The organism is Herbidospora cretacea (assembly GCF_001570605.1).
GTDB classification, from domain to species: Bacteria; Actinomycetota; Actinomycetes; order Streptosporangiales; family Streptosporangiaceae; genus Herbidospora; species Herbidospora cretacea.
The window spans coordinates 90,816-114,993 of sequence record NZ_BBXG01000007.1; the positions used below are offsets into that span (position 1 = coordinate 90,816).

Genomic DNA, 24,178 nt, shown 5'->3' on the forward strand with positions numbered 1-24,178 from the left:
CGGGGCATCTGTCATGTAAGGAGAGTCCTCATGGAAGAACTGCCGATCAAGGGCGCCTACCTCTACACCCCGAGGCTGTTCCGCGACGATCGCGGCACGTTCATGGAGTCGTTCCGGGCCGCCGAGCTGTCCGAGGCCACCGGCCATGGTCTGCGCCTGTCCCAGACCAACACCTCGGTCTCGGCCAAGGGCGTGATCCGGGGTGTCCACTACGCCGACGTGCCACCCAGCCAGGCGAAATACGTGACCTGTGTGTCGGGCCGGATCCTGGACGTGATCGTCGACCTCCGGGTGGGCTCGCCGACCTTCGGGGAGCACGTCTCGGTGATCCTCGACTCGGAGGACTTCCGGAGCGTCTACGTCTCCGAGGGCCTCGGCCACGGCTTCGCCGCCCTGACCGACGCGACCGTCTTCTACCTGTGCTCCGAGCCCTACGCGCCGGCCCGGGAGCGGGGCATCAACCCGCTCGACCCGGCGCTCGGCATCGATTGGCAGGTCTCCGACCCGGTGCTGTCCGAAAAAGACGTACAGGCGCCATCGATGAAGCAGGCCCTCGACGAGGGCCTGCTTCCCGATTTCGACGCGTGTACGGCCTTCTACGAGACCCTGGGCCGATCTTCTAGTTGATCTTCCAGGTGTCGCCGCCCTGGAGCAGTTCGTCGAGGTCGCCGTGGCCGCGCTGGGCCACGGCCAGGTCGAGCTGCTCGCTCATCAGGCTGTCGTAGGAGGGCCGGTCGACCGACCGGAAGACGCCGATCGGCACGTGCTGGAAGGCCGGCTCGTCGAGCCGGCTCAGCGCGAACGCGAGCGACGGGTCGGGGTTGTGCACGTCGTGGACGAGGATCTCCGACTCGGCGATCGAGTCACGCGCCACGACCTCCAGACCACCGGTCGGCGCGAGCTTCACGGCCTGGGTCGCGTTGGCGATCGGCTGGCCGTGCTCCAGGCGCAGCGTGATCACGTCACGCTTCTCGGGGTCCTTGAGGTCCTCGAACGCGTTGTCGTTGAAGATGTTGCAGTTCTGGTAGATCTCGACCAGCGAGGTGCCCTGGTGGGCGGCGGCCTCGCGCAGCACCGAATGAAGGTGCTTGCGGTCGGAGTCGATGGTCCGGGCGACGAACCCGGCCTCGGCGCCGACGGCCAGCGAGATCGGGTTGAACGGCTTGTCGAGCGAGCCCATCGGCGTCGACTTGGTGACCTTGCCGATCTCCGAGGTGGGGCTGTACTGGCCCTTGGTCAGACCGTAGATCCGGTTGTTGAACAGCAGGATGTTCAGGTTGACGTTGCGGCGCAGCGCGTGGATCAGATGGTTGCCGCCGATCGACAGGGCGTCGCCGTCACCGGTGATCACCCACACCGACAGGTCGGGGCGCGAGGCCGCCAGACCGGTCGCGATGGCCGGGGCGCGGCCGTGGATCGAGTGGAACCCGTAGGTGTTCATGTAGTAGGGGAACCGCGAGGAGCAGCCGATGCCCGACACGAACACGGTGTTCTCGCGCTTGATCCCGAGCTCGGGCATGAACGACTGCACGGCCGCCAGGATCGCGTAGTCACCGCACCCGGGGCACCAGCGCACCTCCTGGTCGGACTTGAAGTCCTTCAGGGTCTGCTTGCCCTCGGCCTTCGGCACCAGCGCCAGGCCCTTGCCGTTCAGGGATTCACTCACTGTCGATCACTTCCTGGATCACTCCGGCCAGCTCCTCGGCCTTGAACGGAAGTCCGCGCACGCGGTTGTAGCTGATGATGTCGACCAGGAACTTCGCCCGCAGCAGCAGCGCGAGCTGACCCAGGTTGATCTCCGGCAGGAGGACCTTGTCGTAGCTCTTCAGCACCTCGCCGATGTTCTTCGGGAACGGGTTGAGGTGGCGGATGTGGGCCTGCGCGACCTTCCCGCCGCCCCGGCGGACCCGGCGGATCGCCGCGGCGATCGGGCCGTAGGTCGAACCCCAGCCGAGCACCAGCACCCGCGCGTCGCCGTCGGGGTCGTCGACCTCGACGTCGGGCACGTCGATGCCGTCGATCTTGGCCTGGCGCAGCCGGACCATGAGGTCGTGGTTGTTCGGGTCGTAGGAGATGTTGCCGGTGCCGTCGGCCTTCTCGATGCCGCCGATGCGGTGTTCGAGGCCGGGGGTGCCGGGGATCGCCCACGGGCGGGCCAGCGTCTCGGCGTCGCGCTTGAACGGCAGGAACGTCTCGCCGTCGTCGCCGTTGGGCTCGGTCGTGTAGGGCACCGAGATGTCGGGCAGCTCGGCCTGGGACGGGACCTTCCACGGCTCGGAGCCGTTGGCCAGGTAGCCGTCGGAGAGCAGCATCACCGGGGTGCGGTATTTGATCGCGATCCGGGCGGCCTCGACCGCGGCGTCGAAACAGTCGCTCGGCGTCGCCGGGGCGATCACCGGCACCGGCGACTCGCCGTTGCGGCCGAACAGCGCCATCAGCAGGTCGGTCTGCTCGGTCTTGGTCGGCATGCCGGTCGAGGGACCGGCGCGCTGCACGTCGACCACGATCAGCGGCAGCTCGGTGGTGACCGCGAGGCCGACCGTCTCGGCCTTGAGCGCCACACCCGGGCCCGACGTGGTGGTCACGCCGAGCGCGCCGCCGAAGGCCGCGCCCAGGGCGGCGCCGACGCCGGCGATCTCGTCTTCGGCCTGGAAGGTCCGGATGCCGAACCGCTTGTGCTTCGACAGCTCGTGGAGGATGTCGGAGGCCGGGGTGATCGGGTAGGAGCCCAGGAACAGCGGCAGCTTCGACTGGACCGACGCCGCGACCAGCCCGAGGGCCAGCGCCTGGTTGCCCGAGATGTTCCGGTAGACGCCGGCGCTCAGCGGGGCGGGCTTGATCTCGTAGGAGACCGAGAACGCCTCGGTCGTCTCGCCGTAGTTGTAGCCCGCGTTGAAGGCGGTCACGTTGGACTTGGCGATCTCGGGCTTCTTGGCGAACTTGGTCTCGATGAACTTGATGGTCGCCTCGACCGGGCGGCCGTAGAGCCACGAGAGCAGGCCGAGGGCGAACATGTTCTTCGCGCGCTCGGCGTCCTTCTTGGAGATGTCGAACTCTTCGAGCGCCTTGACCGTCAGCGAGGTCAGCGGCACCGAGTGGAGCCGCCACTCGGCCAGGCTCTCGTCTTCGAGCGGGTTGGTGTCGTAGCCGACCTTCTGCAGGTTCCGCTTGGTGAACTCGTCGGCGTTGGCGATGATGTCGGCGCCGCGCGGCAGGTCGGACAGGTTCGCCTTGAGGGCGGCCGGGTTCATCGCCACGAGGACGTTGGGCGCGTCGCCCGGGGTGAGGATGTCGTGGTCGGCGAAGTGGAGCTGGAAGCTCGACACTCCGGGCAGGGTGCCTGCCGGGGCGCGGATCTCGGCCGGGAAGTTGGGCAGCGTCGACAGGTCGTTGCCGAACGACGCGGTCTCCGCCGTGAAGCGGTCGCCGGTCAGCTGCATACCGTCGCCGGAGTCGCCCGCGAACCGGATGATCACGCGGTCGAGTTGCTGCACCTGCTTGGTCACAGCGCTCAGTCCTCCTCGACAGACCAGGACAAGGTCTGCTCGTGGCACATGTGTGAATTCAATGCTAGATCCCTTTGCCGCGCAGATACGAATGCGCAGGGGTTGTGACCTACGTCGCTCGTAGGGGTTCGGTTCGTCAGTCGGGAAGGGCTGGACACAGGCCCGACGCGATGCGGCACAGGTCGACGTGCCGGCGAGCGAAGAGGATGATTCGGGTCACGGTGCCTAACTATATGTCCCCGATCGATTCACGGTAGCGACCGCCCAAAGCGCGAGACGACGCTGTCCACGGCCGATTCGTAGGTTCGGCCTGGCTGCATCGGGCGTGTTCCGTACAACTCGGGAACGGTGACAAAAACGTATCCGCGCGACCGCAGTTCCTTGAGGATCTGCGGGATCGCCTCGGGGGTGGCGGGGCCCAGGTCGTGCAGGAGCACGATCGAACCGGGCTTCACGCCGGAGACGACGCGCTTGACGATGTCGGCCGCCGTGGTGTCCTCGGCGTCGCCGCCGTCGACGTCCCAGGTGACCACGCTCAGCTTGAGCTCGCCGGCGATCTTGGCGACGTCGGGGTTGACGGCCCCGTAGGGAGGCCGCATCAGGTTGGGCAGGCTGCCGGTGACCTGGGCGATGGTGTCCTGGGCGCGGGAGAGCTGCTCGTAGATCCGGTTGTCCGGCAGGGTCGTCAGGTCGCGGTGCGACCAGCTGTGGTTGCCGACCAGGTGCCCGTCGGCGGCCATCCTCCGCAGCAGGTCGGGGCGGGCGGCCGCGCTGGCGCCGGTGGTGAAGAAGGTGGCGCGGGCGCTGCCGAGCGCGGTCAGGATCCGGTCGGTGTACGGCCCCGGCCCTTCGTCGAACGTCAGGGCGACGCAGCGCGCGACCCGGCAGTCGACCTTGCCCGGCACCGCCGGGGCCGTGGCCTCGGGGCCGTCCCGCAGCTCGGGCGGGGTGGTCGGCCGGGCCGACTCGACGGCCCGCTGCACGGCGCGGCCGAAGTCCGACAGCAGCGGCTCGGCGTCCTTCTTGGGGATCGAGGTGGCCACCCGGCCGAGGGCGCCCGGCCCGATCTCGTAGTCGTCGAACTCCACGACCAGATCGCCGCGCGAGTTGAAGTCGAGCGAGTCGAACAGCCGGGCGTCCGGCTTGATCGCCGCGTGGTCGACGTCGGCGTCGTCGGCCAGCCGGGCGCCGACGGCCCGGGCGAGCCCGGCGAGGTCCTTGACCAGCAGGTCGGAACCGACGACGCGGGTGCCGTCGTACCAGAGGGTCCTGGTCTCGTTGGCCCAGGCCGCGCCCTCGTAGCGGCCCGTCCGCAGGCGGACGCCGGTGGCCCCGGGGGACACGGCGGTGAGCTGCCAGTCGACGTTGATCTCGGCCTTGGGCAGGCCGGCCTTGCCCTTGGCGGCCTGCGCGGTGAACGCCTTGGCCTCGGCGGTCAGCTCCGCCCTGACCTGGTCGCTGAGGGGCGTCGCGCCGGGGATCTCGGGGTAGGTGGCGTAGACGTTGGACTTGCCCGTTTCTTTGTAGATGGTCTTTATCTGGAGGCCGGGGACGGCGGCGGGGTCGACGAAGGTCAGGACCGTCGGCTCCGACGACGGCGGCACCTCGTCGGCGGGGGAGTTGAAGGCCACTCCGCACGCGCAGGCCGCGGCGGCGAGGAGCGCGATTCCTCCGGTGAATCGCAAAACGGGCATGAACGCCAGATTATGGGCGCTACGGAGCGGTTTGCTGTGACTTGGCAGTGTCCGTGAGCTTCTTTGGTTCGGCGTTCAGGTGCGCGATTATCAGGGGGTGGACGGATACTTCGGGTCGTACGCGGTCGTGGCCGTGCTGCTGGCCGTCGGGGCGGCGATCTTCGCAGGGGCGCTGCTGGTCAACCGGCTGCTGCGCCCCGACCACCCGACCGAGGCCAAGCTGACGACCTACGAGTGCGGCGTCGACCCCGTCGGCGACGGCTGGGCCCAGTCGCAGGTCAGGTACTACGTCTTCACCTATCTTTATGTCGTGTTCGCCGTCGACGCGGTGTTCCTCTTCCCGTGGGCGACCGTCTTCGCCGCCCCGGGCTTCGGCATGACCACCCTCGTCGAGATGTTCGTGTTCCTGGCGTTCATCGCGCTCGGCATCGTCTACGCGTGGCGCAAGCGCGTGCTCACTTGGACGTGACCCATGGTTGATCTTCCTGCTCCGTCGTTCCGGCCCCCGGCCGGACCGGCCGCCCGGCTGGCGCCCAAGCCGATGAAGTTCGTGCTCAACTGGGGCCGCCGCTACTCGTTGTGGGTCTTCAACTTCGGCCTGGCCTGCTGCGCGATCGAGTTCATCGCCACCTCGGCGAGCCGCCACGACTTCATCCGCTTCGGCGTGATCCCGTTCGCCAACGGCCCCCGCCAGGCCGACCTGATGATCGTCTCGGGCACGGTCACCGACAAGATGGCCCCGGCCGTGCTGCGCCTCTACGAGCAGATGCCCGACCCCAAGTACGTCATCTCGTTCGGGGCCTGCTCCAACACCGGCGGCCCCTACTGGGACTCCTACTGCGTCACCAAGGGCGTCGACCAGATCATCCCGGTCGACGTCTACGTGCCCGGCTGCCCGCCCCGGCCCGAGGCGCTGCTCCACGGCATCATGAAGCTGCAGGAGAAGATCGCGGGGGAGGGCATGACGTGATCGACTTCAGCGGGTTCGGTTCCCGGGTCGTGATCTCCGAGTCGTTCGGCGAGACGACCGCCGACGTCGGCCCCGGCGACTGGCTGGAGGTGCTGACCTTCTGCCGCGACCACGGGCTCGACTTCTTCGACTGGCTCACCGGCGTCGACGACCCGCCCGAGGGCTTCGCCGTCGTCGCCCACCTCGCCGACCAGCGTAGACACGAGCGTCTGCTGGTACGCACCCACGTGCCGCTGACCGATCCCGTGCTCCCCTCGGCGGTCGGCGTGTTCCGGGGAGCCGACTGGCACGAGCGGGAGACGTTCGAGATGTTCGGCGTGGTCTTCGAGGGCCACCCCGACCTCAGGCCCCTGCTGCTGCCCGACGGCTTCGAGGGCCACCCGCTGCGCAAGAGCTTCGTCCTGGCCGCCCGGGTGGCCAAGACCTGGCCCGGCGCGAAGGAGCCCGGCGAGTCGGGCACGGGCGCGCCCTCGCGCCGCAAGATGCTGCCGCCAGGGGTGCCGGCCGACTGGGGGCGCGATGCCTGAGCTGCTGGAGGTCGCGATCCGGCTGGTCGTGATCGTCGGGGCGTTCCTGGTGCTGCCGCTGATCGTCGGCCAGATGGAGCACAAGGCCATGGCCCACATGCAGAGCCGCCTCGGCCCCATGTACGCCGGCGGCTTCCACGGCTGGGCCCAGCTCATCGCCGACGGCGTGAAGTTCATGCAGAAGGAGGACGTCATCCCGGCGGCGGCCGACCGGACGGTCTTCAAACTGGCCCCCGCCGTCGCCCTGGTGCCCTACCTGGTCGTGCTGGTGGTGATCCCGGTCGGGCCCGGCCTGCTCGGGGTCGACCTCGACGCCGGGATCTTCTTCGTGCTGGCCGTGATGGGCGTCGGCGTGCTGGGCTCGATCATGGCCGGGTGGTCGTCCGGCAACAAGTACTCCGTCCTGGGCGGGATGCGGTCGGCGGCGCAGCTCATGTCGTACGAGCTGCCCTTGGTCCTGGCCGCCTCCAGCGTGGCCATGGCCGCCGGGACCCTGTCGCTCCAGGGGATCGTCGAGGCGTGGGAGCCCTGGTGGCTGGCCTGGCAGGCGATCGGCGCGGTGGTGTTCTTCGTCGCGGGGCTGGCCGAGCTGCGCCGCCCGCCGTTCGACATGCCGATCGCCGAGTCGGAGATCATCATGGGCCCGATGACCGAATACACCGGCATGCGGTTCGCCCTGTTCATGCTGACCGAATACGCCGGGATCGTGGTCCTGTCGGCGCTGACGACGGTGCTCTACCTCGGCGGCTGGCAGGGGCCGCTGCTGCCCGGCCCGGTCTGGACGCTCATCAAGATCTTCGCGCTGGCGTTCGTCGTCATCTGGGTCCGGGTCAGCTTCCCCCGGATGCGCGAAGACCAGCTCCAGCGGCTCGCCTGGGTCGGCCTGGTGCCGCTGGCGCTGGTGCAGCTCGCGCTGACCGGGGTGGTGAAGGTCCTTTAGTGGACGATCCGCAGCATGATGTCGGAGGCCGTGGGCCGGTTGTGCGGGTCCTTGTCCAGGCACGACGCGGCCAGGTCCCGTAACGAGGGCGGCAGCCGCATCAGGTCGGGCTGGTGGTTGATGATCCGGTTGAGGATCGCCGGGATGGTGTCCTCGCCGAACGCGTTCTTGCCCGACGCCGCGAACACCATCGTGGCCGCCCACGCGAAGACGTCGGTCTCCGGCCCGACAGGACGGCCGCCGACCTGCTCGGGCGACATGTAGGCGGGGGTGCCCATGACCTGGCTCGCGGTCGCGTTGACCTGGTCGAGCGCCTTGGCGATGCCGAAGTCGATCACCCGGGGCCCGTCGGAGCCGATCAGCACGTTGCTCGGCTTGAAGTCGCGGTGCACGATCCCGGCCTTGTGGATCGCCGCCAGCGCGCCCGACGTCGCCAGCGCCAGCCGGGTCAGGCCGTCTTCGTTGCGCGGGCCCTTGTCCTTGACGAGCTGCTCCAGCGAGACGCCGTCGACGTACTCCGACACGACATAGGCCAGGTCGTCGGTGATGTTGACGTCCAGCACCCGGGCCGTGGAGAACGGCGCGACCCGGCGGGCCGCGTCGACCTCGCGCAGGAACCGCGCCTGGGCGTCCTTGTCCTTGGCGATGTGGGCGTGCAGCACCTTGACGGCGACCTTCTGCCCCCGCTGGTCGACGCACAGGTAGACGGCCCCCTGGCCACCCTGCCCGAGGTCGCCGACCACCCGGTAGGGCCCGAGGAACTGCGGCCCCTGGCTGCCGCGCGGCTGCGGCCCCATCGTCGAGGGGTGCGTCGGCTGGGTGAACGGCCGGGGCGGCGGCATGTTCATCGGCGGCTGGACGTAGGTCGGCCGCTGCATCGGGGGGTGCGGCGGCCGCTGGGGCTGGTGCTGGGGTGGGTAGCCCTGCTGCTGCGGCGGCGGCGTCATGTTCATCGGCCGGGGGGCCTGGAACTGCGGCTGCTGCACGGGCTGCCAGGCGTGACCCGGCTCGAAGACGCCGCGGCGGATGATCAGCGTGTGGGCGAGCCCGCCGAACCAGTTCAGGCAGAGCCCGATCGTCGTCGTCGTGTCGAGCCACACGGGCCACATCTCGACGTCCTCGTAGCTGGCGATGGCGATGAGGAACACGACGAAGTTCAGCGCGTAGAAACCGGTGGCGACGATCAGCCACGGGCTGCGCTTCCTGGCGGCGGCGTACCCGATCACGAACGGTGTGCCGAACCCGCAGGTCAGCAGCGGAACCAGCGCCCACACCCAGGAGACCGCCGTGTTCGTGGCGGGCTTCTGCGGTTGCTGCGGCGGTTGCCAGTACGGATGCACAGCGCGAACAATACGTACTTCCAACGCTAAGCGCCTCTATTACGGGAGATAGACGCCGTATTCGGAGAGCTCGTCATTCATCGTTCCCGGCAGTTCCAGGAGATCCGACAGGTCCTCCGCCGAGGTGAACGTCACCGTCCGGCTGCGCGCCTCCAGCACCCGTTCGACCAGGTCGGGCGTCATCCCGGGAACGGTCCTGAGCACCACCGCGGGCGCGTGGTTCATGTCGACCAGCCCGCCGTCGTCGAACCGCCGCCCCAGATCGGGCCGGCCCACTCCCAGCCGCCGCGCCCGGCCGGGATTGCGCCGCGCGATCGCCCGCGCCTCCTGCCGCTTCAGCCGCGCTCGCTCGAACGGGCACGCCGGCCCGAACACCTTCCTGCGGACCATGAACGCGTGGAGCGTTCCGCCCAGCCACGACACGAACAGGGCCAGCACCATCGCCACGGCCCAGCCCCCGGAGGGCGTCCCCGTCGCGTTGCCGATGAGGAGCCAGGCGGCCATCGAGGTGGCGTACAGAAGCCCGGATAGGGCCAGCCACCAGCTACGCCGCCAGAAAGCCGCCCACAGGAAGGTGAACGGCGTCGCGAAACCAATGGTGACCAGGGGCGCCACCGCCCACAGAAATCCGCGAGCCGCCGAGCGCGGCACCTGGTCCATATGCGAAGGATACGGACTTTCTGTCTCGACCTGGAGAAAACCGAAAGGGCCGGGTCGTCACATTCACGAGGACCTCATCGTGCGTCATGATGGTTGATCGTGGCGCGCATACCAGGAACAGGCCTGGCCAAGGGCTTGGCCGTGACGCTGCGACACATGCTCACGCGGTCGGTGACGCAGCAATATCCCGAGGTCCGGCCGGACCTCCCGCCCCGATCCCGCGGCGTGATCGCGCTGGTCGAGGAGAACTGCACGTCCTGCATGCTCTGCGCGCGGGAGTGCCCTGACTGGTGCATCTACATCGACTCCCACAAGGAGACCCTCCCGGCCCCCGAGGGCGGCCGTCCCCGGCAGCGGAACGTGCTCGACCGCTTCGCGATCGACTTCTCGCTGTGCATGTACTGCGGGATCTGCATCGAGGTCTGCCCGTTCGACGCCCTGTTCTGGGCGCCCGAGTTCGAATACGCCGAGGGCGACATCCGCAACCTGCTCCACGAGAAGGAGCGCCTGGCCGAATGGGTCCCGAGCGTGCCCGTGCCCCCGAGGCACGAACCGAACGCCGAGCCCCCCAAGGAGGTGGCGGCCGCCCGCCGGCCCGCCCGTGGCCCGGCAGCACCCGGCGCGGCCAAGCCTGAGCCCTCGGAGCCGACCAAGGCACGCCCGGCGCCCGAGGCCACGGCGGCTTCCGAGGAGACCAAGGCGCGTCCGGCGCGTGACGTGCGAGCCATCCGCCCGCCGGGCCGGCTGCCTGACCGGGCGTCCGGTGACGAGGAACCTCCGCCCGCCCCTCCACGTGATGTGCGCTCGATCCGCCCACCTGGGCGGCTGCCGGACCAGCCCGCCGACGAGCCCGTGGCACCCGAGTCGCCGAAGCCCCGGGTACCGCGCGATGTGCGCTCGATCCGCCCGCCGGGGCGGTTGCCGGATCAGGGACCTGCGAAACCGCCCGAGCGCCCGAATCCGGAGGGCGGGGAGCGGCCCGATGAGGAGGGGCCGTGACGAGTGCCGGCTTCTGGCCGCCGTCCGCGCTTGAGGTGGTGTTCCTGCTGCTCGGGCTGGTCGCCGTCGGCTCGGCGTTGATGGTGGTGACGACGCGGCAGCTGGTGCACGCCGCGCTGTGGCTGGTCGTCTGTTTCGGGGCGCTGGCGGGGTGTTATCTCGTGCTGACGGCGGAGTTCGTCGCGTGGGTGCAGGTGCTGATCTACGTGGGCGCCGTGGTGGTGCTGCTGCTGTTCGGGATCATGCTGACGCGGGCGCCCATCGGGCGCAGCGACGATCTCGACTCCGGTAACCGGGTGGTCGCGGGGGTCGTCGCGGTCGCCACGGCCGGGGTGCTGGTCGGCGTCGTCGTGGGCGGGTTCCAGCACGCATACGCCGAGCTCCAGCCGGGGGCGGGGTCGGCGGAGACGCTCGGGGCGAGCATCTTCCGCAACTGGGTGCTGCCGTTCGAGGCGCTGTCGGTCCTGCTGCTGGCGGCGCTGATCGGGGCGATCGTGCTGTCGCGTACCGACATCAAGGGCCGGGGGTGAGGGGGTGCACGTCGTCTATCCCGCCGTCGTGGCCGCGCTCCTGTTCTCCATCGGCGTGTACGGCGTCCTCGCCCGGCGCAACACCATCCTCGTGCTGATGTCGGTCGAGCTCATGCTCAACGCGGTCAACCTCAACCTGATCGCCTTCGACGTCTGGCTGCGCGACGCCCTCCACTCGGGCCAGGTCCTGACCCTGTTCGTGATCGTCATCGCCGCCGCCGAGGTCGGGATCGGGCTGGCCATCGTGCTGGCCGTCTTCCGGACCCGGCGGGCGATCGAGCTCGACCGGCTGCGCGATCTGGGGGAGCCGTGATCGTCTCGCTCATCGTGGTCCTGCCGTTCGCGGGGGCCGTGCTCGGGCTGCTGCTCTCGCGCCATCCCCATGGCCGCGACCCGGCGGGGAACCTGGCCGCCAACAAACGCGCGGGCCTGTTCGGGGTGGTGCCGACCGCCCTGTCGGCGGGGCTCACCGGGTGGCTGGTCTGGGAGAACACGCCGTCCACCAACGTGCTGACCGTGATCGACACCGGCGGGGTCGCGATCACCGTCGGCCTGGAGGTCGCCGAACTGTCGGTGCTGACGGCGATGCTCGTCGGCGTGGTGGCGCTGGCGGTGCAGGTCTACTCAGTGGGATACATGCGGGGCGAGATCCGCTATCCCTCCTTCAGCGCCTTCATCAGCCTGTTCACCAGCGCGATGCTGCTGGTCGTGTTCGCCGCCGACCTCATGGTCCTCTATGTCGGCTGGGAGATCATGGGCCTGTGCTCCTACCTCCTGGTGGGGCACTGGTGGGAGGAGCGGGCCAACTCGCGCGCCGCGATCAAGGCCTTCCTGGTGACGCGGCTGGGTGACGTCGGCTTCCTGTTCGGCATCTTCGTGCTGGGCTTCGCGGCCGGGTCGTTCCGGATCTCCGACGTCCTGGCCGCCGACATCCCCACCCCGACCCTGGTCCTGGCGACGCTCCTGCTGCTGGCGGGTGTGGCGGGCAAGAGCGCGCAGGTGCCGCTGCACACCTGGCTGCCCGACGCGATGGCCGGCCCGACCCCGATCAGCGCCCTGATCCACGCCGCGACGATGGTGGCGGCGGGCATCTTCGTGGTGGCCCGCCTCTACGTGCTGTTCCCGCAGCCCACCCTCGACGTGCTCGGTGTGGTCGCGGCGATCGGCATGCTCGGCGCGGCGCTGGCGGCCTTCGCCCAAAACGACCTGAAACGGGTCCTGGCCTACTCGACGATCAGCCAGCTCGCCTACATGGCCGCCGCCCTGGCCGGTGGCGCGCGCGACGCGGCCGTCTTCCACCTGGTCACCCACGGCGCCTTCAAGGCCCTGCTGTTCCTGTGCGCGGGCGCGGTCATCCACCACGTGGGCTCCAACCTGCTCCACCACATGGGCGGCCTGCGCCGCGCGATGCCGGTCACGTTCTGGACCATGACCGTCGGCTACGCCGCCCTGATCGGCCTGCCCCCGGCCAGCGGCTTCTTCAGCAAGGACGCCGTCCTCTACGGCCTGGAGCGCTCGGACAGCCCCATCCAGCTCCTCCTCTACGGCTCGGCCCTGCTCACCGTCGGCGTGACCGGCGCCTACGCGACCCGGGCGTGGCTGATGACCTTCTTCGGCACCGGCAAGATCCAGGCCCTCCCCGAGCCCGTCCCCGGCACCGCCCACGTCTTCGACGGCCGCGAGGCCCCGGCGACGATGCTGTGGCCGATGGGCATCCTGGCCGTCCCCGCCCTGCTCCTCGGCTTCACCGACGCCGGCGAGTTCCACCTCGCCCCGGCGGTGACGGCGCTGGTCGTGGCCCTGCTGGGGGTGGCGTTCGTCTACGTGATCTGGCGCGGCTCCCCCGAACGCGACCCGGCCCGGCTGCTGGGCGCGTTCCGCGACCCGTGCGAGCAGGCCTTCTACGTCGACCGGCTGTACGCGGCGGTGCTCGTCCGCCCGGTGCTCGCGCTGGCCCGGGGCGTCGTGCGGACCGACGACGAGGTGGTCGACGGGGCGGTGCGCGGCTCCGGCCGGGCGACCGTCGGCCTCTCGGGCCTGACCCGGCACCTCCAGAACGGCAACGCGCAGCTCTACGTGACCGGCGTGCTCGCCGGGGTGCTGCTGATCGCGGTCGGGGCGGTGGTGCTCGGATGAGCGTTCTGCTGGTCGCGCTGCTCGTGGTTCCCCTGCTGGGGGCCGCGGCGCTGCTCGTCCCGGGGCCGCTCGGCAGGGTGGCGGTGCGGTTCGGGCTGACGGTGTCCGGGGCGGTGTTCGCGGTCGCCGTCGCGGCAGCCTCCGCGTTCGACTACTCCGACGCCGGGACCATCCAGGGGACCGTCGACTTCGCGTGGATCCCGTGGCTCGGGGTGCGGTTCCATCTCGGGATCGACGGGATCTCGCTGCCGCTCGTCGTGCTGACAGCGCTGCTGACCCTGCTGTGCCTGATCTACCTGGCCGGTCACGAGCCCGAGCGGGCCAGGGAGCTGGTCTTCGCGCTGCTCGTGCTGGAACTCGGCATGATCGGCACGTTCCTCTCGCTCGACCTGCTGCTGTTCTTCGTGTTCTTCGAGGTCGTGCTGATCCCCATGTACTTCGTCATCGCCGGCTGGGGTGGCGAGGGGCGGCGGCGGGCGGCGTACAAGTTCATCCTCTACACGCTGCTCGGGTCGGCGGTGCTGCTCGTCGGGCTGCTCTACGTCTGGGCGCAGACCGGCACGCTCGACATGGTGCGCCTCGCGGCCGAACACCCGATGAGCCGGTCGGCGCAGATCCTCGCGTTCGTGGCGATCGGGCTCGGGCTGGCCGTCAAGACGCCGATGTGGCCGCTGCACACCTGGCTGCCCGACGCCCACACCGAGGCCCCGACCGTGGGATCGGTGCTGCTCGCGGGGGTGCTGCTGAAGATGGGCACCTACGGGTTCGCCCGGGTGGCCATCCCGGTCCTGCCCGAGGGGGCCGCCGCCGTCGCGCCGTGGCTGGGCGCGCTGGCCGTCGTCGGGATCGTCTACGGCGCGCTGGCCTGCCTGGCGCAGCGGGATCTGAAGCGGCTGATCGCCTACTCGTCCGTGGGGCACATGGGGTTCGTGCTGCTCGGCTTCGCGACGCTCACGCCGGTCGGGATCAACGCCGCCCTCTACGGCAACGTCGCCCACGGGCTGATCACCGGCCTGCTGTTCTTCTTGGTGGGTGCGGTGAAGGAGCGCTACCGCACATCGGACCTCGATCAGCTCGGGTCGGGGCTGCTCGGGCGGCTGCCCTATGTCGGGTCGCTGCTGACCTTCGCCTGCGTCGCCTCGCTCGGGCTGCCCGGCCTGGCGGGGTTCTGGGGCGAGATGCTCGCCCTCCAGGGCGCCTACGAACCGGCCGCCGGGCTGTCCCGGCCGCTGTTCGTCACGTTCATGGTGATCGGCGGGCTCGGGGCGGTGCTGACGGCGGCCTATTTCCTGGTCATGCTGTCGCGGCTCACGCACGGCCCGTGGGGCGGGCCTGGGCCGTCGATCCACGACGCCACCCGGGTCGAGCTGACCGCCTGGGTGCCGCTGGTGGTGCTCATCCTGGTCTTCGGGGTGTGGCCGTCGGCGCTGCTCGGGCTGACCACACCTGCTGTACAGACGCTTCTGGGGGTGCCGTGACCCAGTCGATCGACTACGGGGCGATCGCCGCGCCTCTGATCCTGGCGCTGACCGCCGGGCTCGTGCTGCTGCTCGACGCCTTCCTGCCCGCCCGGCGGGGGATCCGCACCGCTCTCGGCGGTGTCACCCTGGCCGCGCTGGTGGCGGCGTTCTCGGTGGTGGTGGCCCAGCGGGGCGTGAAGGAGACGTTCTGCGTCCCGTCCGTCGGATGTTCCTACGTCGTCGACCCCCTCACCGTGGTGTTCGCGGGGCTGGCCGTCGGGGCCGGGATCGTGGTGGTCCTGCTGTCGACGGCGCAGCTCGCCGACGGTGACATCCCGGTCGGGGAGTGGTATTTCCTGCTGCTCGCGGCCCTCACCGGCGCCGTCACGCTGCCCGCCTCGCGGGATCTCATCATGCTGGTCGTGGCGCTCGAACTGGTCTCGCTGCCGGTGTTCGCGCTGACCGCGCTGCGCCGCTACGACGGGCTGGGAGCCGAGGCCGCCCTGAAGCTGTTCGTCGTCTCCGTCGTCTCCACGGCGGTGATGCTGTTCGGCGTCAGTCTCCTCTACGGCGTCACGGGCGCCGTCCACCTCGACGCGATCGCGGCGGCCCTCGCGCAGCCGGAGCGGCCGGGGGCCGGGCCGGTCGTGGCGGTCGGGGCCGTCATGGTCATCGCCGGGTTCGGGTTCAAGATCGCCGCCGTGCCGTTCCACTTCTGGGCGGGCGACGTCTACCAGGGCGCGCCGATCCCGGTCGCGGCGCTGCTGTCGGTCGTGTCGAAGGCGGCCGGGTTCGCCGGGCTCATGCTCGTGCTCACCCAGGCCCTGCCGAGCGAGTCGGCCACCTGGACGCCCATCGTGGCGGTCCTGGCCGCGCTGACCATGACCGTGGGCAACGTGCTGGCGCTCCGGCAGACCCACCCCGTCAGGCTGCTGGCCTGGTCGTCGGTGGCGCAGTCGGGATACGTGCTGGCGCCCGTCGCGACCACTGACACCCAGGCGGCCACCGCCTATTTGGTCTTCTACGCCGCCATGAACCTGACGGCGTTCGCGGTCGTCATGGCCGTGCCCCACGACACGCTCGACGGTTACCGGGGGCTGGCCTTCGGCCGTCCGGGGGCCGGGCTGGCGCTGGGCTTCGCGCTCATCTGCCTGGCCGGGCTCCCTCCCGGCCTCGCCGGGCTGTTCGCCAAGGTGGTCGTGTTCCGTGAGGTCGTGGCGGGCGGCCTCGGCTGGCTGGCGGTGGTGATGGCGGTCAACACGGTGATCGGCCTCTACTACTACATCGCCTGGACGGCCCGTCTCTTCACCCCCGCCGACGCGGTGAGACCCGTCGTGGCCGGGCCCGCCTGGATGGCGGTGGGCGTGGCCGCGGTGGTGGCGGTGGCCTTCTCGATCGCGCCGCAACTGGTCTTGGCCACCTTGGGCTGAGTCGGGGCGGGAACGCCCAAACCGCCGCCCGCGTTGGTCAGGGGAGGGAGTGGGAGGAGGTGGGCGATGCGGAGCAACGGGGCGCGGACGCTCGGGATCCTGGGCGCGTCGGCTGTGCTGATCGTCGTGGTGGCCGGTCTGATCGGGGGGATCACCGGGCTGGTCGCGGGGCTGCCGCTGGCCGCCGTCACCGTCTGGGTGGCCTACTTCTTCTCCGACCGGTTCGCCGTGGCCGCGCTGCGCGCGCGGCCCGTGGGGGAGGTCGAACACGCCGTCCTCTACGGCATCGTGCGCGAACTCTGCACCCAGGCCCGCCGCCCGATGCCCAGGCTCTACGTCTCCCCGCTGGCCCAGCCCAACGCCTACGCCACCGGCCGCACGCCCCGCAAGTCCGCCGTCATCGTCACCCAGGGGTTGCTGGCGCTGCTCGACGAACGTGAGCTGCGCGGGGTGATCGGCCACGAGCTGGCCCACGTGCACAACCATGACACCTTGCTCGCCTCGGTCGCCGGCGCGCTGGCCACGATGTTCACCACGTCGGGCTACCTCGGCCCGATCTTCGGCGTCCGGCGGACCGACGACGAGACCCCGGCCACGCTGACCCGGGTCGTCGGCGCGGTCCTCCAGCCCATCACGACCGCGCTGGTCAGGCTCGCGCTGCCGCCCGACCGCGAGTTCGCCGCCGACGAGGCCTCGGCCCGGATGACGGGCGACCCGCTCGCCCTCGCCTCCGCGCTGCGCCGGATCGACGCCAGCAACAGGGCCCGCCCGCTGCCCCGCAACGGGCGGATCGCCAGCGCCAGCCACATGTTCTTCGCCGGGCCGTCCGCCACCCGCCCGACCACCGCCGAGCGGGTCGCCAACCTCGAACGGCTGCGTTAGCTGCGCCGGTTCGCCGGGTCGGTCTCCCCGGCGTGCAGGCCGAACAGGCCGTCGATGCTGTTGCGGGGCGCGCCGGAGCGCTCGGCCTGGCGCTTCTTCGAGCTGTCGAGCTCGTGGTGCTGGTCGAGGAGGGTGCGATCCTGCTCGAACTCCATGAACGGCACCGCGTAGCCGCAGGAGTCGGAGATGCGGTCACACCTGACCACAATCACCGACCGGACGGCCGGATGCGGGCCGAAGTTCTTCAGCAGGTCGTCGAACCCGGCGTCGCGGGGGGTGACGACGGTGCCCGTGCCGTACAGGCGGACGATGTTCGGCGGCCCGGAGAACGCCGCGAACATGAGCGTGACGCGGCCGTTGTCGCGCAGGTGGGAGATGGTCTCGACGCCGCTGCCGTCGAGGTCGAGGTAGGCGACGGTGGTGTCGTCGAGGACGGCGAAGGTGTCGGCGTAGCCCTTGGGGGACACGTTGACATGCCCGCCGGACTCGGGGGCGGTGGCGACGAAATAGACCGGCTGTGAGGTGATGAAGGTCCGCAGCCGGTCGGTGATCACGTCATATTGTTTGCCCATGACCGGACGATAACGCCCATCATTCGCCGGGCAGCCACCATATCCACAGGTTGGACTTCAGGGTCCACGTGTCGATCTTCTTCATCTCGCCGGTGTTCACGTCGATCGACCGCAGGCTCCCGCCGACAACGACGTCGTCTGCGTTGTTCCGGTACGTCCAGAGCAGCAGCCGGTCGGAGGTGTCCCAGGCCAGCCTGTTGGCCCGCTCGCCCTTCGGCATCGTCAGCCTGACCGGCGGCCCGACCGAGTCGGACGACAGGTCGTAGATCCGCAGCGCCGGCCGGCGGCCGTCGATGAACACCGCGATGCCGCGGCCGTCGTCGGCCAGGGCCAGCGGATAGTTGTCGTCGACGACCTGCGGCACCTCCTGCGTGTTCAGCACGCCGTCGGCGTCGACCGAGGAGAACAGCGTGGTGTTCTGGTCGGACGCGCTGGTCACCATGACCTTGGAGCCGTCGCCGCTGAACCCGTGGAGCGCCGCGTCGGCCGGCAGCGTGTAGGAGCGCCCCGACGCGACCTCGACGATCCTCGTGGGCAGCGCGCCTGCCTCGTCGAGGTAGTCGATCGCGAGGTGCCTGCCGTCCTTCGACAGCAGGGTGTCCACGTCGTTGATCGTGATCCCCTTCGGCAGCGTGGCCTTCACCGCCTGCACCTTCCCCGTGGTGAGGTCGCGGACGACCAGTTTCCTGGTCTTCGCAGTGAAATAGGCCAGCCGCCTGCCGTCCCCGCTCAGCGCCGGCTGCAGCGCGCCCTCCCGGTCGACGCCCCCCGACGCCGTGACCCGGTGAACCTGCGCGTCGGCGAGCGGCGTCGTGGTGCCGTCCCGGCGAGTGATCATCCACTGGCCGCAGGGCACCGTGTAGTCCTTCTTCGGGCACGACTTGAGCCAGACGTACCGGGCCGCGGCTCCCGTCCGCGCCTCCGCGACCGTCGCCGGCGACATGACCGCGAGCGCCGTCAGGGCGGCGGCCACGAATGCGCGAGTCTTCATCTGCTTCCTTTCGTCACCGGAGTAGATGCGGGAACCGGGGCGGAAGTTGGCAGCGAATCGGTATCCGGCATGAGATGACCCAGATGCTGCGCCAGGTCCACAACCAGTAGGGGAGGCACCCCGCCTCGTGAGGTCGGGACTATCGCCTCCGGCCGAGGGCGAGGCCGATGCTGAGGCCGACCACGACGCCGATCGGGATGAGGGTCTGCGGCTGGAGCCAGTACATCCCCGCCAGGCCGCCGATCACGCCGCCCAGAATCGAGCAGACGGTCATGTAAGTGATGTGCCGAGAGTTGTTCGCCATGCCGCACACTCAATTCTTTTCGAAAGAAGACGATGTCTGAATTCGAAGAATGGCGGCCGGAATCGCGAGGAACGTAGAGAATCTGTCACGGTCTTTCGATGACAGCTGTCACGGACGATTCGTGACAGAGAGACTACGCAGGTGGTGGCCCGCACTGGCCAATCTTGACTCCATGGGAACCACGCCTTCCACCGAACCGACGGCCCTGCGCGCCGTCGGCCTGCGCAAGAGATACGGGGACGTCCACGCCGTCAACGGCGTCGATCTGTCGATCGCTCCGGGGGAGGTCGTCACCATCCTCGGACCGAACGGCGCGGGGAAATCCACGACGGTCAACATGATCCTCGGGCTGACCAGACCGGACAGCGGCGAGGTCGCCGTGTTCGGGCGATCACCCGCCCAGGCCGTCAAGGAGGGCCGCATCGGCGCGGTGCTTCAGGAAGGCGCGTTGCTGGAGGACGCCACGGTCGGTGAGATCGTCGGCATGGTGGCGTCCCTGCACCGCAAGCCGCTGACCGTCGAGGAGGCCCTCCGCAGGGCGGGGGTCGAGGACCTTCGGCGGCGGAGGTCGACCAAGCTCTCCGGCGGTCAGAAGCAGCGGGTGCGATTCGCCGTCGCCATGGTCTCCGACCCCGACCTTCTGCTGCTCGACGAGCCGACGGCCGGGATGGACGTGACCACGCGCCGCGAGTTCTGGAAGTCGATGCGGAGTTTCACCGCCCTGGGCCGCACGGTCATCTTCGCGACCCACCACCTGGAGGAGGCCGAGGAGCACGCCGACAAGGTCGTCTTCCTGAAGAAGGGGGTGGTGGTCGCCGACGGCTCGATCGACCAGGTGCGGACCCTGGCGGCGAGCCGCACGCTGCGCGCCGTCATCCCCGGCGTCGTCAGGGAGACCGTGCTCGCCCTGCCCTCGGTGGACCGGGCCGAGGTCTTCGGCGAGAAGGTGGAGGTGGTCAGTTCGAATTCCGACGAGACCCTGCGCGCGTTGCTGGCCGCCTTCCCGGAGGCGCACGGCATCGAGGTCGCCGGTGTCGGTCTCGACGAGGTCTTCTTCGCGCTGACGGCCGATGGGAGCGCGAAGTGATGAAATCCGGATATCTGGCCCTGGAACTCCGCAGGGCGCTGCGGCAGCCCGGCACGCTCCTGTTCGTCGTGGGGTTCCCCGGCGCGTTCTACCTCCTCGAAACGCTGATCTTCGAGACGCAGATCCCGGGCGACGGCCCCTACCCGGCCCCGGTCATCGTCCTGCCGGCCATGACCGCCTGGGGTGTGCTGCTGGCCGGGATGCTCATCGGCACATCGGTCGTGAACGAGCGGGCCGCGGGCTGGCAACGGCAACTCCGGCTGACACCGCTTTCGGGAGTCGGCTACCTCATGGGGAAGGGGGCGGTGGGCATGCTCGTCGCGCTGTTCCCCCCGATGGTGGTCGCGCTCGTCGCGGGCCTGGTGAGAGGCGTGCGGCTGGAGCCCGGCTCCTGGCTCGTCCTGCTCCTCCTCGTCTGGCTCGGCGGGCTGCCCTTCGCGCTGCTGGGACTGTTGATCGGCCAGACGACCGGCAAGGACAACGTCCAGCAGGTCACGATCGTCGGGATGCTGGTGCTGGCGATCTTCGGGGGCATGTTCATGCCCCTCGACACCCTTCCGGCGTGGTTCACCTCCGTCGGCCACTTCACACCGAGCTACTGGCTGACCGAGATCGCCCGTTCGGCGGTGCTGCCGGACCAGGACGTCCTGCCGGCGGGCGGCGTCCTCGTAGCATGGACGCTGGTGCTCGGGAGTGCCGTGACGTGGCGCTACCGTCATGACTCCGGCCGGAGTTGAGTCTTTCGACGGGGGGAGAGTCGAAAGTGGCCGAGAACGATGACCACGTCCCCCCGCGCAGGTCCGTCGGCGAGAGGGGGAAGTCCCTCTTCCTGCCCGCGTCGTCGCTCTGGAGCGGGCGGGCCATCGTGCTCTCCATGGGGCTGACCCTGCTGTTCAGCGCACTCATGCTCCCGGCCTGGCTGCACGCCCTCGCCTCACTCGGCCCCCATGAGAAGTCCTGGGCGATCGGGTTGGGAGTCGCGTACACGATCGCCTATCTGCTCTTCGTGGCGATCGGCCGGTGGGAGGCCTGGATCATACGGGCGGTGCTGTGCCTGATCCTCATGGGACTGGGCGCCGCCCTCGTCGTCCTCCTGGGCCTGGACAACTCGTGGGTGCTGATGTTCGCCCTCTGCGTCATCGCGGTGATGGTCCGGCGCGAGGTCGCCGCCGTCGCCACGTCGCTGGCGCTCGTCGGTCTGGCCGTGGGCGCGCTGCTGGCCTGAGGTTTCGCCGAGCAACTCACCAACATCGTCATCCTCGGCGCGGTCAGCAGCGCGATCACCCTCCTGGCCTGGCTGGTCGACACGAACGAGGAACTGCGGCGGACCCGCGACCAGATCGCCGCGTTCGCGGTGGACCAGGAGAGGGAGCGCCTCGCCAGAGACCTGCACGACATCCTCGGCCACAGCCTCACCACCATCAGGCTGAAGGCCGGCCTGGTGCGCCGGCTGCTGGAGGTCTCCGGTGACCTCGGCACGGCCGCCCGCGAGGCCGGCGACGTGGAGCGGTTGTCGAGTCAGGCGCTGGCCGACGTGCGCGCCACGGTCTCCGGATACCGGCAGGTCACGCTGTCCGGAGAACTGGTCACGGCGAAGGAGGCGCTGCGTGTCGCCGGAATCAGGGCGCGAATGCCCCGTGCCGTCGACGACGTCCATCCTGAGCTGCATGAAGTCTTCGGCCACGTGCTCCGCGAGGCGGTGACCAACGTGGTCAGGCACTCCTCAGCCAGGGAGGTGACCGTCGGCCTGGGGGGAAACTGGCTGGAGGTGAGCGACGACGGGACCGGCGCCGGCGGGCGGTGGGGGAACGGGCTGCGCGGGCTCGCCGAGCGCGTACGCGCCGCAGGGGGCACATTGGAGGCGAGTCCCCGCGAGCGGGGCGGATTCGTCGTACGGGCCACCGTCCCGAGCCGACAGGGATGATGCAGGGATGATCAGGGTGCTTCTCGCCGACGACCAGGCACTGGTGCGCGGCGCGCTGGCGGCGATGCTCAACCTGGAGCCGGACATCACCGTGGTGGCGCAGGTCGGCTCCGGTGACGAGGTCCTCGCCGCGGCCCGCGCGACCTCCCCTGACCTGGCCCTGCTCGACGTGCAGATGCCGGGCAAAGACGGGCTGACGGTGGCGGAGGAACTCCACCGGGAGCTTCCTGACTGCCGCGTCCTGGTCTGCACGACCTTCGGCCGCCCCGGCTACCTCACCCGGGCGATGGCGGCGGGGGCCTCCGGGTTCATCGTCAAGGACGCATCCCCCGAGGAACTCGCGGACGCGGTGCGCAAAGTCCACCGGGGCATCCGGGTCGTCGATCCCACCCTCGCCACCGAATCGCTCGTATACGGGATCAACCCGCTGACGGCGCGCGAGCGCGAGGTACTGACCGCGGTCGGCGCCGGGAACACGATCGCCGAGATCGCGAAGCTGGTGCATCTCACCGAGGGCACGGTGCGCAACCACCTGTCCGCGGCGATCGGCAAGACCGGCACCCGCAGCAGGAGTGAGGCGGCCGCGGTGGCCAGGGAACGCGGCTGGCTCTAGGAGTCGTCAGGCCCGACTCCGCATCACCACAAGTCGGTCCCTGCGGCCTCGAAAGGCTCAGGGCACATGGCCGCATCATGATCAGCGACCGTGTGCCCCGAATGTGCCCTCTGATCTTCGTCCGGACGAGAGATCAGCACGTCCAAGACCAGCGAAGTTAACGGTAGTTCTTGGACAGCGTGGGGCCGCTGTAAACCGGGGTGATCGTGGTATCCGGGCGATGGCCTAGGCCTAGGGATGTCCGCCGGTGATTGTCGTCCCCTGCGACTGCTTCTCGGACTCGTGTACCTTAGTTGCACCCTACGGTGACCAGCCCGACTCACTCAATGGCAAGCTAACCCGGAGCACAAGGCTGCCAGGACCCAAGTTCCTTGGTGCTCCCATGGCAGCCCTCTACGGTTCTTCCTTTTCGTTGCTGGATTCATCGGTGGGGCGTCCGGTTGAAGGGTTTGGATGTCCGTTTTTTCCCCAAAAAGCCCGGTACATTCTGAATATCTCGGGGGTCCAGTAAACAATCGCAGTGACGATAGCTCCCGCTGCCACCCAGCCGATGAAAGTAGAAGTGAAATCATGCCCCGGACGTAGAGATACGATCAGTAGCGACATTCCGGTCATAGCGCTAATCAGGAAAGTTGCTAATTGGAGTATTGAGCGTCTTCGCGCTGCGGCGAGCGCAGACAATGCTGAGATCAATCCTGCGGCAAGTAGCTCGTAGTTTCCGAATACCTGGGGAGAGCCGGTCCACTCCGTGTGAAACACGCGGCTGGGAAATAGTGGAATCAGTGAAGCGGCGCCAATAAGTGCTCCTATTGTCACTGCGGATAGGCCAAATTTTACCAGATTGGCCACATCGGACCTCTCGCCAGAACGCTCGGAATGCTCTTCATAGATGAGCATGCTGATCAATACTACGAATGATCCGATGAGTATTATTGGTGCCGAAACATCAACGAAATCGGACAGCTTGTTGACGACAACTCCTCCGGCTATGAGAAGGCCTACTTTAATGGTGGTGTTGTCGGAGATTGCCACGACGCCTCGCTTGTGGATGTGGCCATTTTGAGCACTTGTGATGTTCTGGATATCACGCCCTGATTGGCCGTAAATCTAAAGCGAGAATGTGTGATGGAGTCGTGATGACTTGGGTCGATCTTCATGTCAGTTGCCGCGATCATGATGGTGCATCCGAAGGTGGCCTGTCGCAGGTGTGGCCAAGGTCTTGCTGATCCCGATCGAGAAGATGGCTCGTCGCTGGGACGTGAGTGTGGACCTGGCGTCTGACGCCCAGCACCGGGAGCGGCTCGGCAGTCGAACGCTTCCTGTCGACATGGGCGTCCACATCCGAACCGTTGCTGAAGTCCTAGGAAAGTCCGACATCCGCGTCTCCCGGCGATACATCCATATCGCCACTTCATGAACACGCGCCGCCGCAAAGTGCATGGACAAGATGTTTGAGGGCAAACTTTGACATCGAAACAGCGGCGTACTCTGACTCGAAAAAGGCTGAGGTCATACGGATTTCCAGTGTCGGACGATAATCATTTAGTCCTCCAAGACACGAAATCGTTGGCGTGGAATAATAGAAATCGATCTGCTCTGCTCTGCTCTGTAAC

At 68.9% G+C, this 24,178-nt stretch carries 28 protein-coding genes; 18 read left to right on the forward strand and 10 right to left on the reverse strand.

The genetic code is table 11. From position 1 onward, the window contains the following. The first annotated feature begins 30 nt into the window (after positions 1-30). The gene (gene rfbC / locus AW270_RS14890; RefSeq protein ID WP_061294926.1) at positions 31-627 is read left to right on the forward strand and encodes a dTDP-4-dehydrorhamnose 3,5-epimerase; all 597 of its coding nucleotides are present in this window, start codon (positions 31-33) and stop codon (positions 625-627) included. On the opposite strand, the gene AW270_RS14895 is transcribed toward rfbC, so the two are convergent. The 4 genes from AW270_RS14895 to AW270_RS14905 all read right to left on the reverse strand — a co-directional run bounded on the left by AW270_RS14895 (position 620) and on the right by AW270_RS14905 (position 5,200). After that, the gene (locus AW270_RS14895) at positions 620-1,666 is read right to left on the reverse strand and encodes a 2-oxoacid:ferredoxin oxidoreductase subunit beta (protein WP_061294927.1); all 1,047 of its coding nucleotides are present in this window, start codon (positions 1,664-1,666) and stop codon (positions 620-622) included. The two genes, rfbC and AW270_RS14895, sit on opposite strands and share 8 nt — an antisense overlap. Next, on the reverse strand, positions 1,659-3,506 hold the full coding sequence (locus AW270_RS14900) for a 2-oxoacid:acceptor oxidoreductase subunit alpha (protein ID WP_061294928.1): 1,848 nt from the start codon (positions 3,504-3,506) through the stop codon (positions 1,659-1,661). The genes AW270_RS14895 and AW270_RS14900 overlap by 8 nt, the downstream gene beginning before the upstream one ends. Positions 3,507-3,642: 136 nt before the next feature. Further along, entirely contained in the window at positions 3,643-3,726 is an 84-nt protein-coding gene (locus AW270_RS42120) for a putative leader peptide (protein ID WP_369408990.1), read from the reverse strand. 28 nt (positions 3,727-3,754) lie between these two features. Continuing rightward, the gene (locus AW270_RS14905) at positions 3,755-5,200 is read right to left on the reverse strand and encodes a polysaccharide deacetylase family protein (RefSeq protein ID WP_082801565.1); all 1,446 of its coding nucleotides are present in this window, start codon (positions 5,198-5,200) and stop codon (positions 3,755-3,757) included. A gap of 97 nt (positions 5,201-5,297) precedes the next feature. On the opposite strand from AW270_RS14905, the gene AW270_RS14910 reads away from it, so the two are divergent. From AW270_RS14910 to nuoH, 4 genes are read left to right on the forward strand one after another with little or no spacing between them, the layout of a single operon-like run. Beyond that, positions 5,298-5,669 carry an NADH-quinone oxidoreductase subunit A gene (locus AW270_RS14910; protein ID WP_061294930.1) on the forward strand — a complete coding sequence of 124 codons (372 nt, stop codon included), beginning with the start codon at positions 5,298-5,300 and terminating at the stop codon, positions 5,667-5,669. A 3-nt stretch (positions 5,670-5,672) separates the two neighbouring features. Continuing rightward, entirely contained in the window at positions 5,673-6,170 is a 498-nt protein-coding gene (locus tag AW270_RS14915; RefSeq protein WP_082801566.1) for an NADH-quinone oxidoreductase subunit B, read from the forward strand. Then, on the forward strand, positions 6,167-6,697 hold the full coding sequence (locus AW270_RS14920) for an NADH-quinone oxidoreductase subunit C (protein ID WP_061294932.1): 531 nt from the start codon (positions 6,167-6,169) through the stop codon (positions 6,695-6,697). Before AW270_RS14915 ends, AW270_RS14920 begins: the two co-directional genes overlap by 4 nt. Then, on the forward strand, positions 6,690-7,637 hold the full coding sequence (nuoH, locus tag AW270_RS14925; RefSeq protein ID WP_061294933.1) for an NADH-quinone oxidoreductase subunit NuoH: 948 nt from the start codon (positions 6,690-6,692) through the stop codon (positions 7,635-7,637). The genes AW270_RS14920 and nuoH overlap by 8 nt, the downstream gene beginning before the upstream one ends. On the opposite strand, the gene AW270_RS14930 is transcribed toward nuoH, so the two are convergent. Next, entirely contained in the window at positions 7,634-8,977 is a 1,344-nt protein-coding gene (locus tag AW270_RS14930) for a serine/threonine-protein kinase (RefSeq protein WP_061294934.1), read from the reverse strand. The genes nuoH and AW270_RS14930 overlap by 4 nt on opposite strands. A gap of 39 nt (positions 8,978-9,016) precedes the next feature. Next, positions 9,017-9,637 carry a type II secretion system protein GspK gene (locus AW270_RS14935; protein WP_061294935.1) on the reverse strand — a complete coding sequence of 207 codons (621 nt, stop codon included), beginning with the start codon at positions 9,635-9,637 and terminating at the stop codon, positions 9,017-9,019. A gap of 141 nt (positions 9,638-9,778) precedes the next feature. Here AW270_RS14935 and AW270_RS14940 point away from each other — a divergent pair, with 141 nt between their 5' ends. From AW270_RS14940 to AW270_RS14970, 7 genes are all read left to right on the forward strand, one after another. Beyond that, complete coding sequence (locus AW270_RS14940; protein ID WP_245674718.1) at positions 9,779-10,636, forward strand: NuoI/complex I 23 kDa subunit family protein; 858 nt, start codon at positions 9,779-9,781, stop codon at positions 10,634-10,636. An 80-nt stretch (positions 10,637-10,716) separates the two neighbouring features. After that, positions 10,717-11,166 carry an NADH-quinone oxidoreductase subunit J family protein gene (locus tag AW270_RS14945; protein WP_157522128.1) on the forward strand — a complete coding sequence of 150 codons (450 nt, stop codon included), beginning with the start codon at positions 10,717-10,719 and terminating at the stop codon, positions 11,164-11,166. A gap of 4 nt (positions 11,167-11,170) precedes the next feature. Then, positions 11,171-11,479 carry an NADH-quinone oxidoreductase subunit NuoK gene (gene nuoK / locus AW270_RS14950; RefSeq protein WP_061294938.1) on the forward strand — a complete coding sequence of 103 codons (309 nt, stop codon included), beginning with the start codon at positions 11,171-11,173 and terminating at the stop codon, positions 11,477-11,479. Next, on the forward strand, positions 11,476-13,302 hold the full coding sequence (locus AW270_RS14955) for an NADH-quinone oxidoreductase subunit 5 family protein (RefSeq protein WP_063819220.1): 1,827 nt from the start codon (positions 11,476-11,478) through the stop codon (positions 13,300-13,302). The genes nuoK and AW270_RS14955 overlap by 4 nt, the downstream gene beginning before the upstream one ends. Continuing rightward, positions 13,299-14,780: a complex I subunit 4 family protein gene (locus AW270_RS14960; RefSeq protein WP_061294939.1), complete on the forward strand. Its 1,482-nt coding sequence runs from the start codon at positions 13,299-13,301 to the stop codon at positions 14,778-14,780. Before AW270_RS14955 ends, AW270_RS14960 begins: the two co-directional genes overlap by 4 nt. Further along, positions 14,777-16,192 (forward strand): NADH-quinone oxidoreductase subunit N, encoded by a 1,416-nt coding sequence (locus AW270_RS14965; protein WP_061294940.1) that lies wholly within the window; start codon positions 14,777-14,779, stop codon positions 16,190-16,192. The genes AW270_RS14960 and AW270_RS14965 overlap by 4 nt, the downstream gene beginning before the upstream one ends. 66 nt (positions 16,193-16,258) lie before the next feature. Next, positions 16,259-17,074 carry a M48 family metalloprotease gene (locus AW270_RS14970; protein WP_061294941.1) on the forward strand — a complete coding sequence of 272 codons (816 nt, stop codon included), beginning with the start codon at positions 16,259-16,261 and terminating at the stop codon, positions 17,072-17,074. Here the strand turns inward: AW270_RS14970 and AW270_RS14975 are convergent. The 3 genes from AW270_RS14975 to AW270_RS38725 all read right to left on the reverse strand — a co-directional run bounded on the left by AW270_RS14975 (position 17,071) and on the right by AW270_RS38725 (position 18,941). Further along, the gene (locus AW270_RS14975) at positions 17,071-17,646 is read right to left on the reverse strand and encodes a pyridoxamine 5'-phosphate oxidase family protein (RefSeq protein WP_061294942.1); all 576 of its coding nucleotides are present in this window, start codon (positions 17,644-17,646) and stop codon (positions 17,071-17,073) included. The two genes, AW270_RS14970 and AW270_RS14975, sit on opposite strands and share 4 nt — an antisense overlap. A 19-nt stretch (positions 17,647-17,665) precedes the next feature. Continuing rightward, entirely contained in the window at positions 17,666-18,637 is a 972-nt protein-coding gene (locus AW270_RS14980) for a TolB-like translocation protein (protein ID WP_157521981.1), read from the reverse strand. Positions 18,638-18,776: 139 nt separating this feature from the next. Beyond that, positions 18,777-18,941 (reverse strand): hypothetical protein, encoded by a 165-nt coding sequence (locus AW270_RS38725; RefSeq protein ID WP_157521983.1) that lies wholly within the window; start codon positions 18,939-18,941, stop codon positions 18,777-18,779. A gap of 172 nt (positions 18,942-19,113) precedes the next feature. Here AW270_RS38725 and AW270_RS14985 point away from each other — a divergent pair, with 172 nt between their 5' ends. The 5 genes from AW270_RS14985 to AW270_RS15000 all read left to right on the forward strand — a co-directional run bounded on the left by AW270_RS14985 (position 19,114) and on the right by AW270_RS15000 (position 22,565). Next, a complete protein-coding gene (locus AW270_RS14985) occupies positions 19,114-20,028 on the forward strand; it encodes an ABC transporter ATP-binding protein (protein ID WP_061294944.1) in 915 nt (304 codons plus the stop codon). Beyond that, positions 20,028-20,765: an ABC transporter permease gene (locus AW270_RS14990; protein WP_061294945.1), complete on the forward strand. Its 738-nt coding sequence runs from the start codon at positions 20,028-20,030 to the stop codon at positions 20,763-20,765. Before AW270_RS14985 ends, AW270_RS14990 begins: the two co-directional genes overlap by 1 nt. 26 nt (positions 20,766-20,791) lie before the next feature. Beyond that, complete coding sequence (locus tag AW270_RS41190; RefSeq protein WP_157521985.1) at positions 20,792-21,253, forward strand: hypothetical protein; 462 nt, start codon at positions 20,792-20,794, stop codon at positions 21,251-21,253. Positions 21,254-21,382: 129 nt separating this feature from the next. Next, positions 21,383-21,952 carry a sensor histidine kinase gene (locus AW270_RS41195; RefSeq protein ID WP_245674719.1) on the forward strand — a complete coding sequence of 190 codons (570 nt, stop codon included), beginning with the start codon at positions 21,383-21,385 and terminating at the stop codon, positions 21,950-21,952. Between the two features lie 7 nt (positions 21,953-21,959). Beyond that, on the forward strand, positions 21,960-22,565 hold the full coding sequence (locus AW270_RS15000) for a response regulator transcription factor (protein ID WP_061294946.1): 606 nt from the start codon (positions 21,960-21,962) through the stop codon (positions 22,563-22,565). A 393-nt stretch (positions 22,566-22,958) separates the two neighbouring features. Here AW270_RS15000 and AW270_RS38740 read toward each other — a convergent pair whose 3' ends face one another. Then, positions 22,959-23,597 carry a hypothetical protein gene (locus tag AW270_RS38740; RefSeq protein WP_157521989.1) on the reverse strand — a complete coding sequence of 213 codons (639 nt, stop codon included), beginning with the start codon at positions 23,595-23,597 and terminating at the stop codon, positions 22,959-22,961. Between the two features lie 175 nt (positions 23,598-23,772). On the opposite strand from AW270_RS38740, the gene AW270_RS15005 reads away from it, so the two are divergent. Next, positions 23,773-23,982: a hypothetical protein gene (locus tag AW270_RS15005; RefSeq protein ID WP_061294947.1), complete on the forward strand. Its 210-nt coding sequence runs from the start codon at positions 23,773-23,775 to the stop codon at positions 23,980-23,982. Positions 23,983-24,178 lie beyond the last annotated feature (196 nt).

What these genes read in the sequence shown, in the direction of transcription:
- rfbC (WP_061294926.1), top strand. Translation starts at nt 31, where the DNA reads ATGGAAGAACTGCCGATCAAGGGCGCCTACCTCTACACCCCGAGGCTG.
- AW270_RS14905 (WP_082801565.1), bottom strand. Translation starts at nt 5,200, where the DNA reads ATGCCCGTTTTGCGATTCACCGGAGGAATCGCGCTCCTCGCCGCCGCG.
- AW270_RS14915 (WP_082801566.1), top strand. Translation starts at nt 5,673, where the DNA reads ATGGTTGATCTTCCTGCTCCGTCGTTCCGGCCCCCGGCCGGACCGGCC.
- nuoH (WP_061294933.1), top strand. Translation starts at nt 6,690, where the DNA reads ATGCCTGAGCTGCTGGAGGTCGCGATCCGGCTGGTCGTGATCGTCGGG.
- AW270_RS14935 (WP_061294935.1), bottom strand. Translation starts at nt 9,637, where the DNA reads ATGGACCAGGTGCCGCGCTCGGCGGCTCGCGGATTTCTGTGGGCGGTG.
- AW270_RS14945 (WP_157522128.1), top strand. Translation starts at nt 10,717, where the DNA reads ATGGTGGTGACGACGCGGCAGCTGGTGCACGCCGCGCTGTGGCTGGTC.
- AW270_RS14960 (WP_061294939.1), top strand. Translation starts at nt 13,299, where the DNA reads ATGAGCGTTCTGCTGGTCGCGCTGCTCGTGGTTCCCCTGCTGGGGGCC.
- AW270_RS14970 (WP_061294941.1), top strand. Translation starts at nt 16,259, where the DNA reads ATGCGGAGCAACGGGGCGCGGACGCTCGGGATCCTGGGCGCGTCGGCT.
- AW270_RS14975 (WP_061294942.1), bottom strand. Translation starts at nt 17,646, where the DNA reads ATGGGCAAACAATATGACGTGATCACCGACCGGCTGCGGACCTTCATC.
- AW270_RS14980 (WP_157521981.1), bottom strand. Translation starts at nt 18,637, where the DNA reads ATGAAGACTCGCGCATTCGTGGCCGCCGCCCTGACGGCGCTCGCGGTC.
- AW270_RS38725 (WP_157521983.1), bottom strand. Translation starts at nt 18,941, where the DNA reads ATGGCGAACAACTCTCGGCACATCACTTACATGACCGTCTGCTCGATT.
- AW270_RS14985 (WP_061294944.1), top strand. Translation starts at nt 19,114, where the DNA reads ATGGGAACCACGCCTTCCACCGAACCGACGGCCCTGCGCGCCGTCGGC.
- AW270_RS14990 (WP_061294945.1), top strand. Translation starts at nt 20,028, where the DNA reads ATGAAATCCGGATATCTGGCCCTGGAACTCCGCAGGGCGCTGCGGCAG.
- AW270_RS15000 (WP_061294946.1), top strand. Translation starts at nt 21,960, where the DNA reads ATGATCAGGGTGCTTCTCGCCGACGACCAGGCACTGGTGCGCGGCGCG.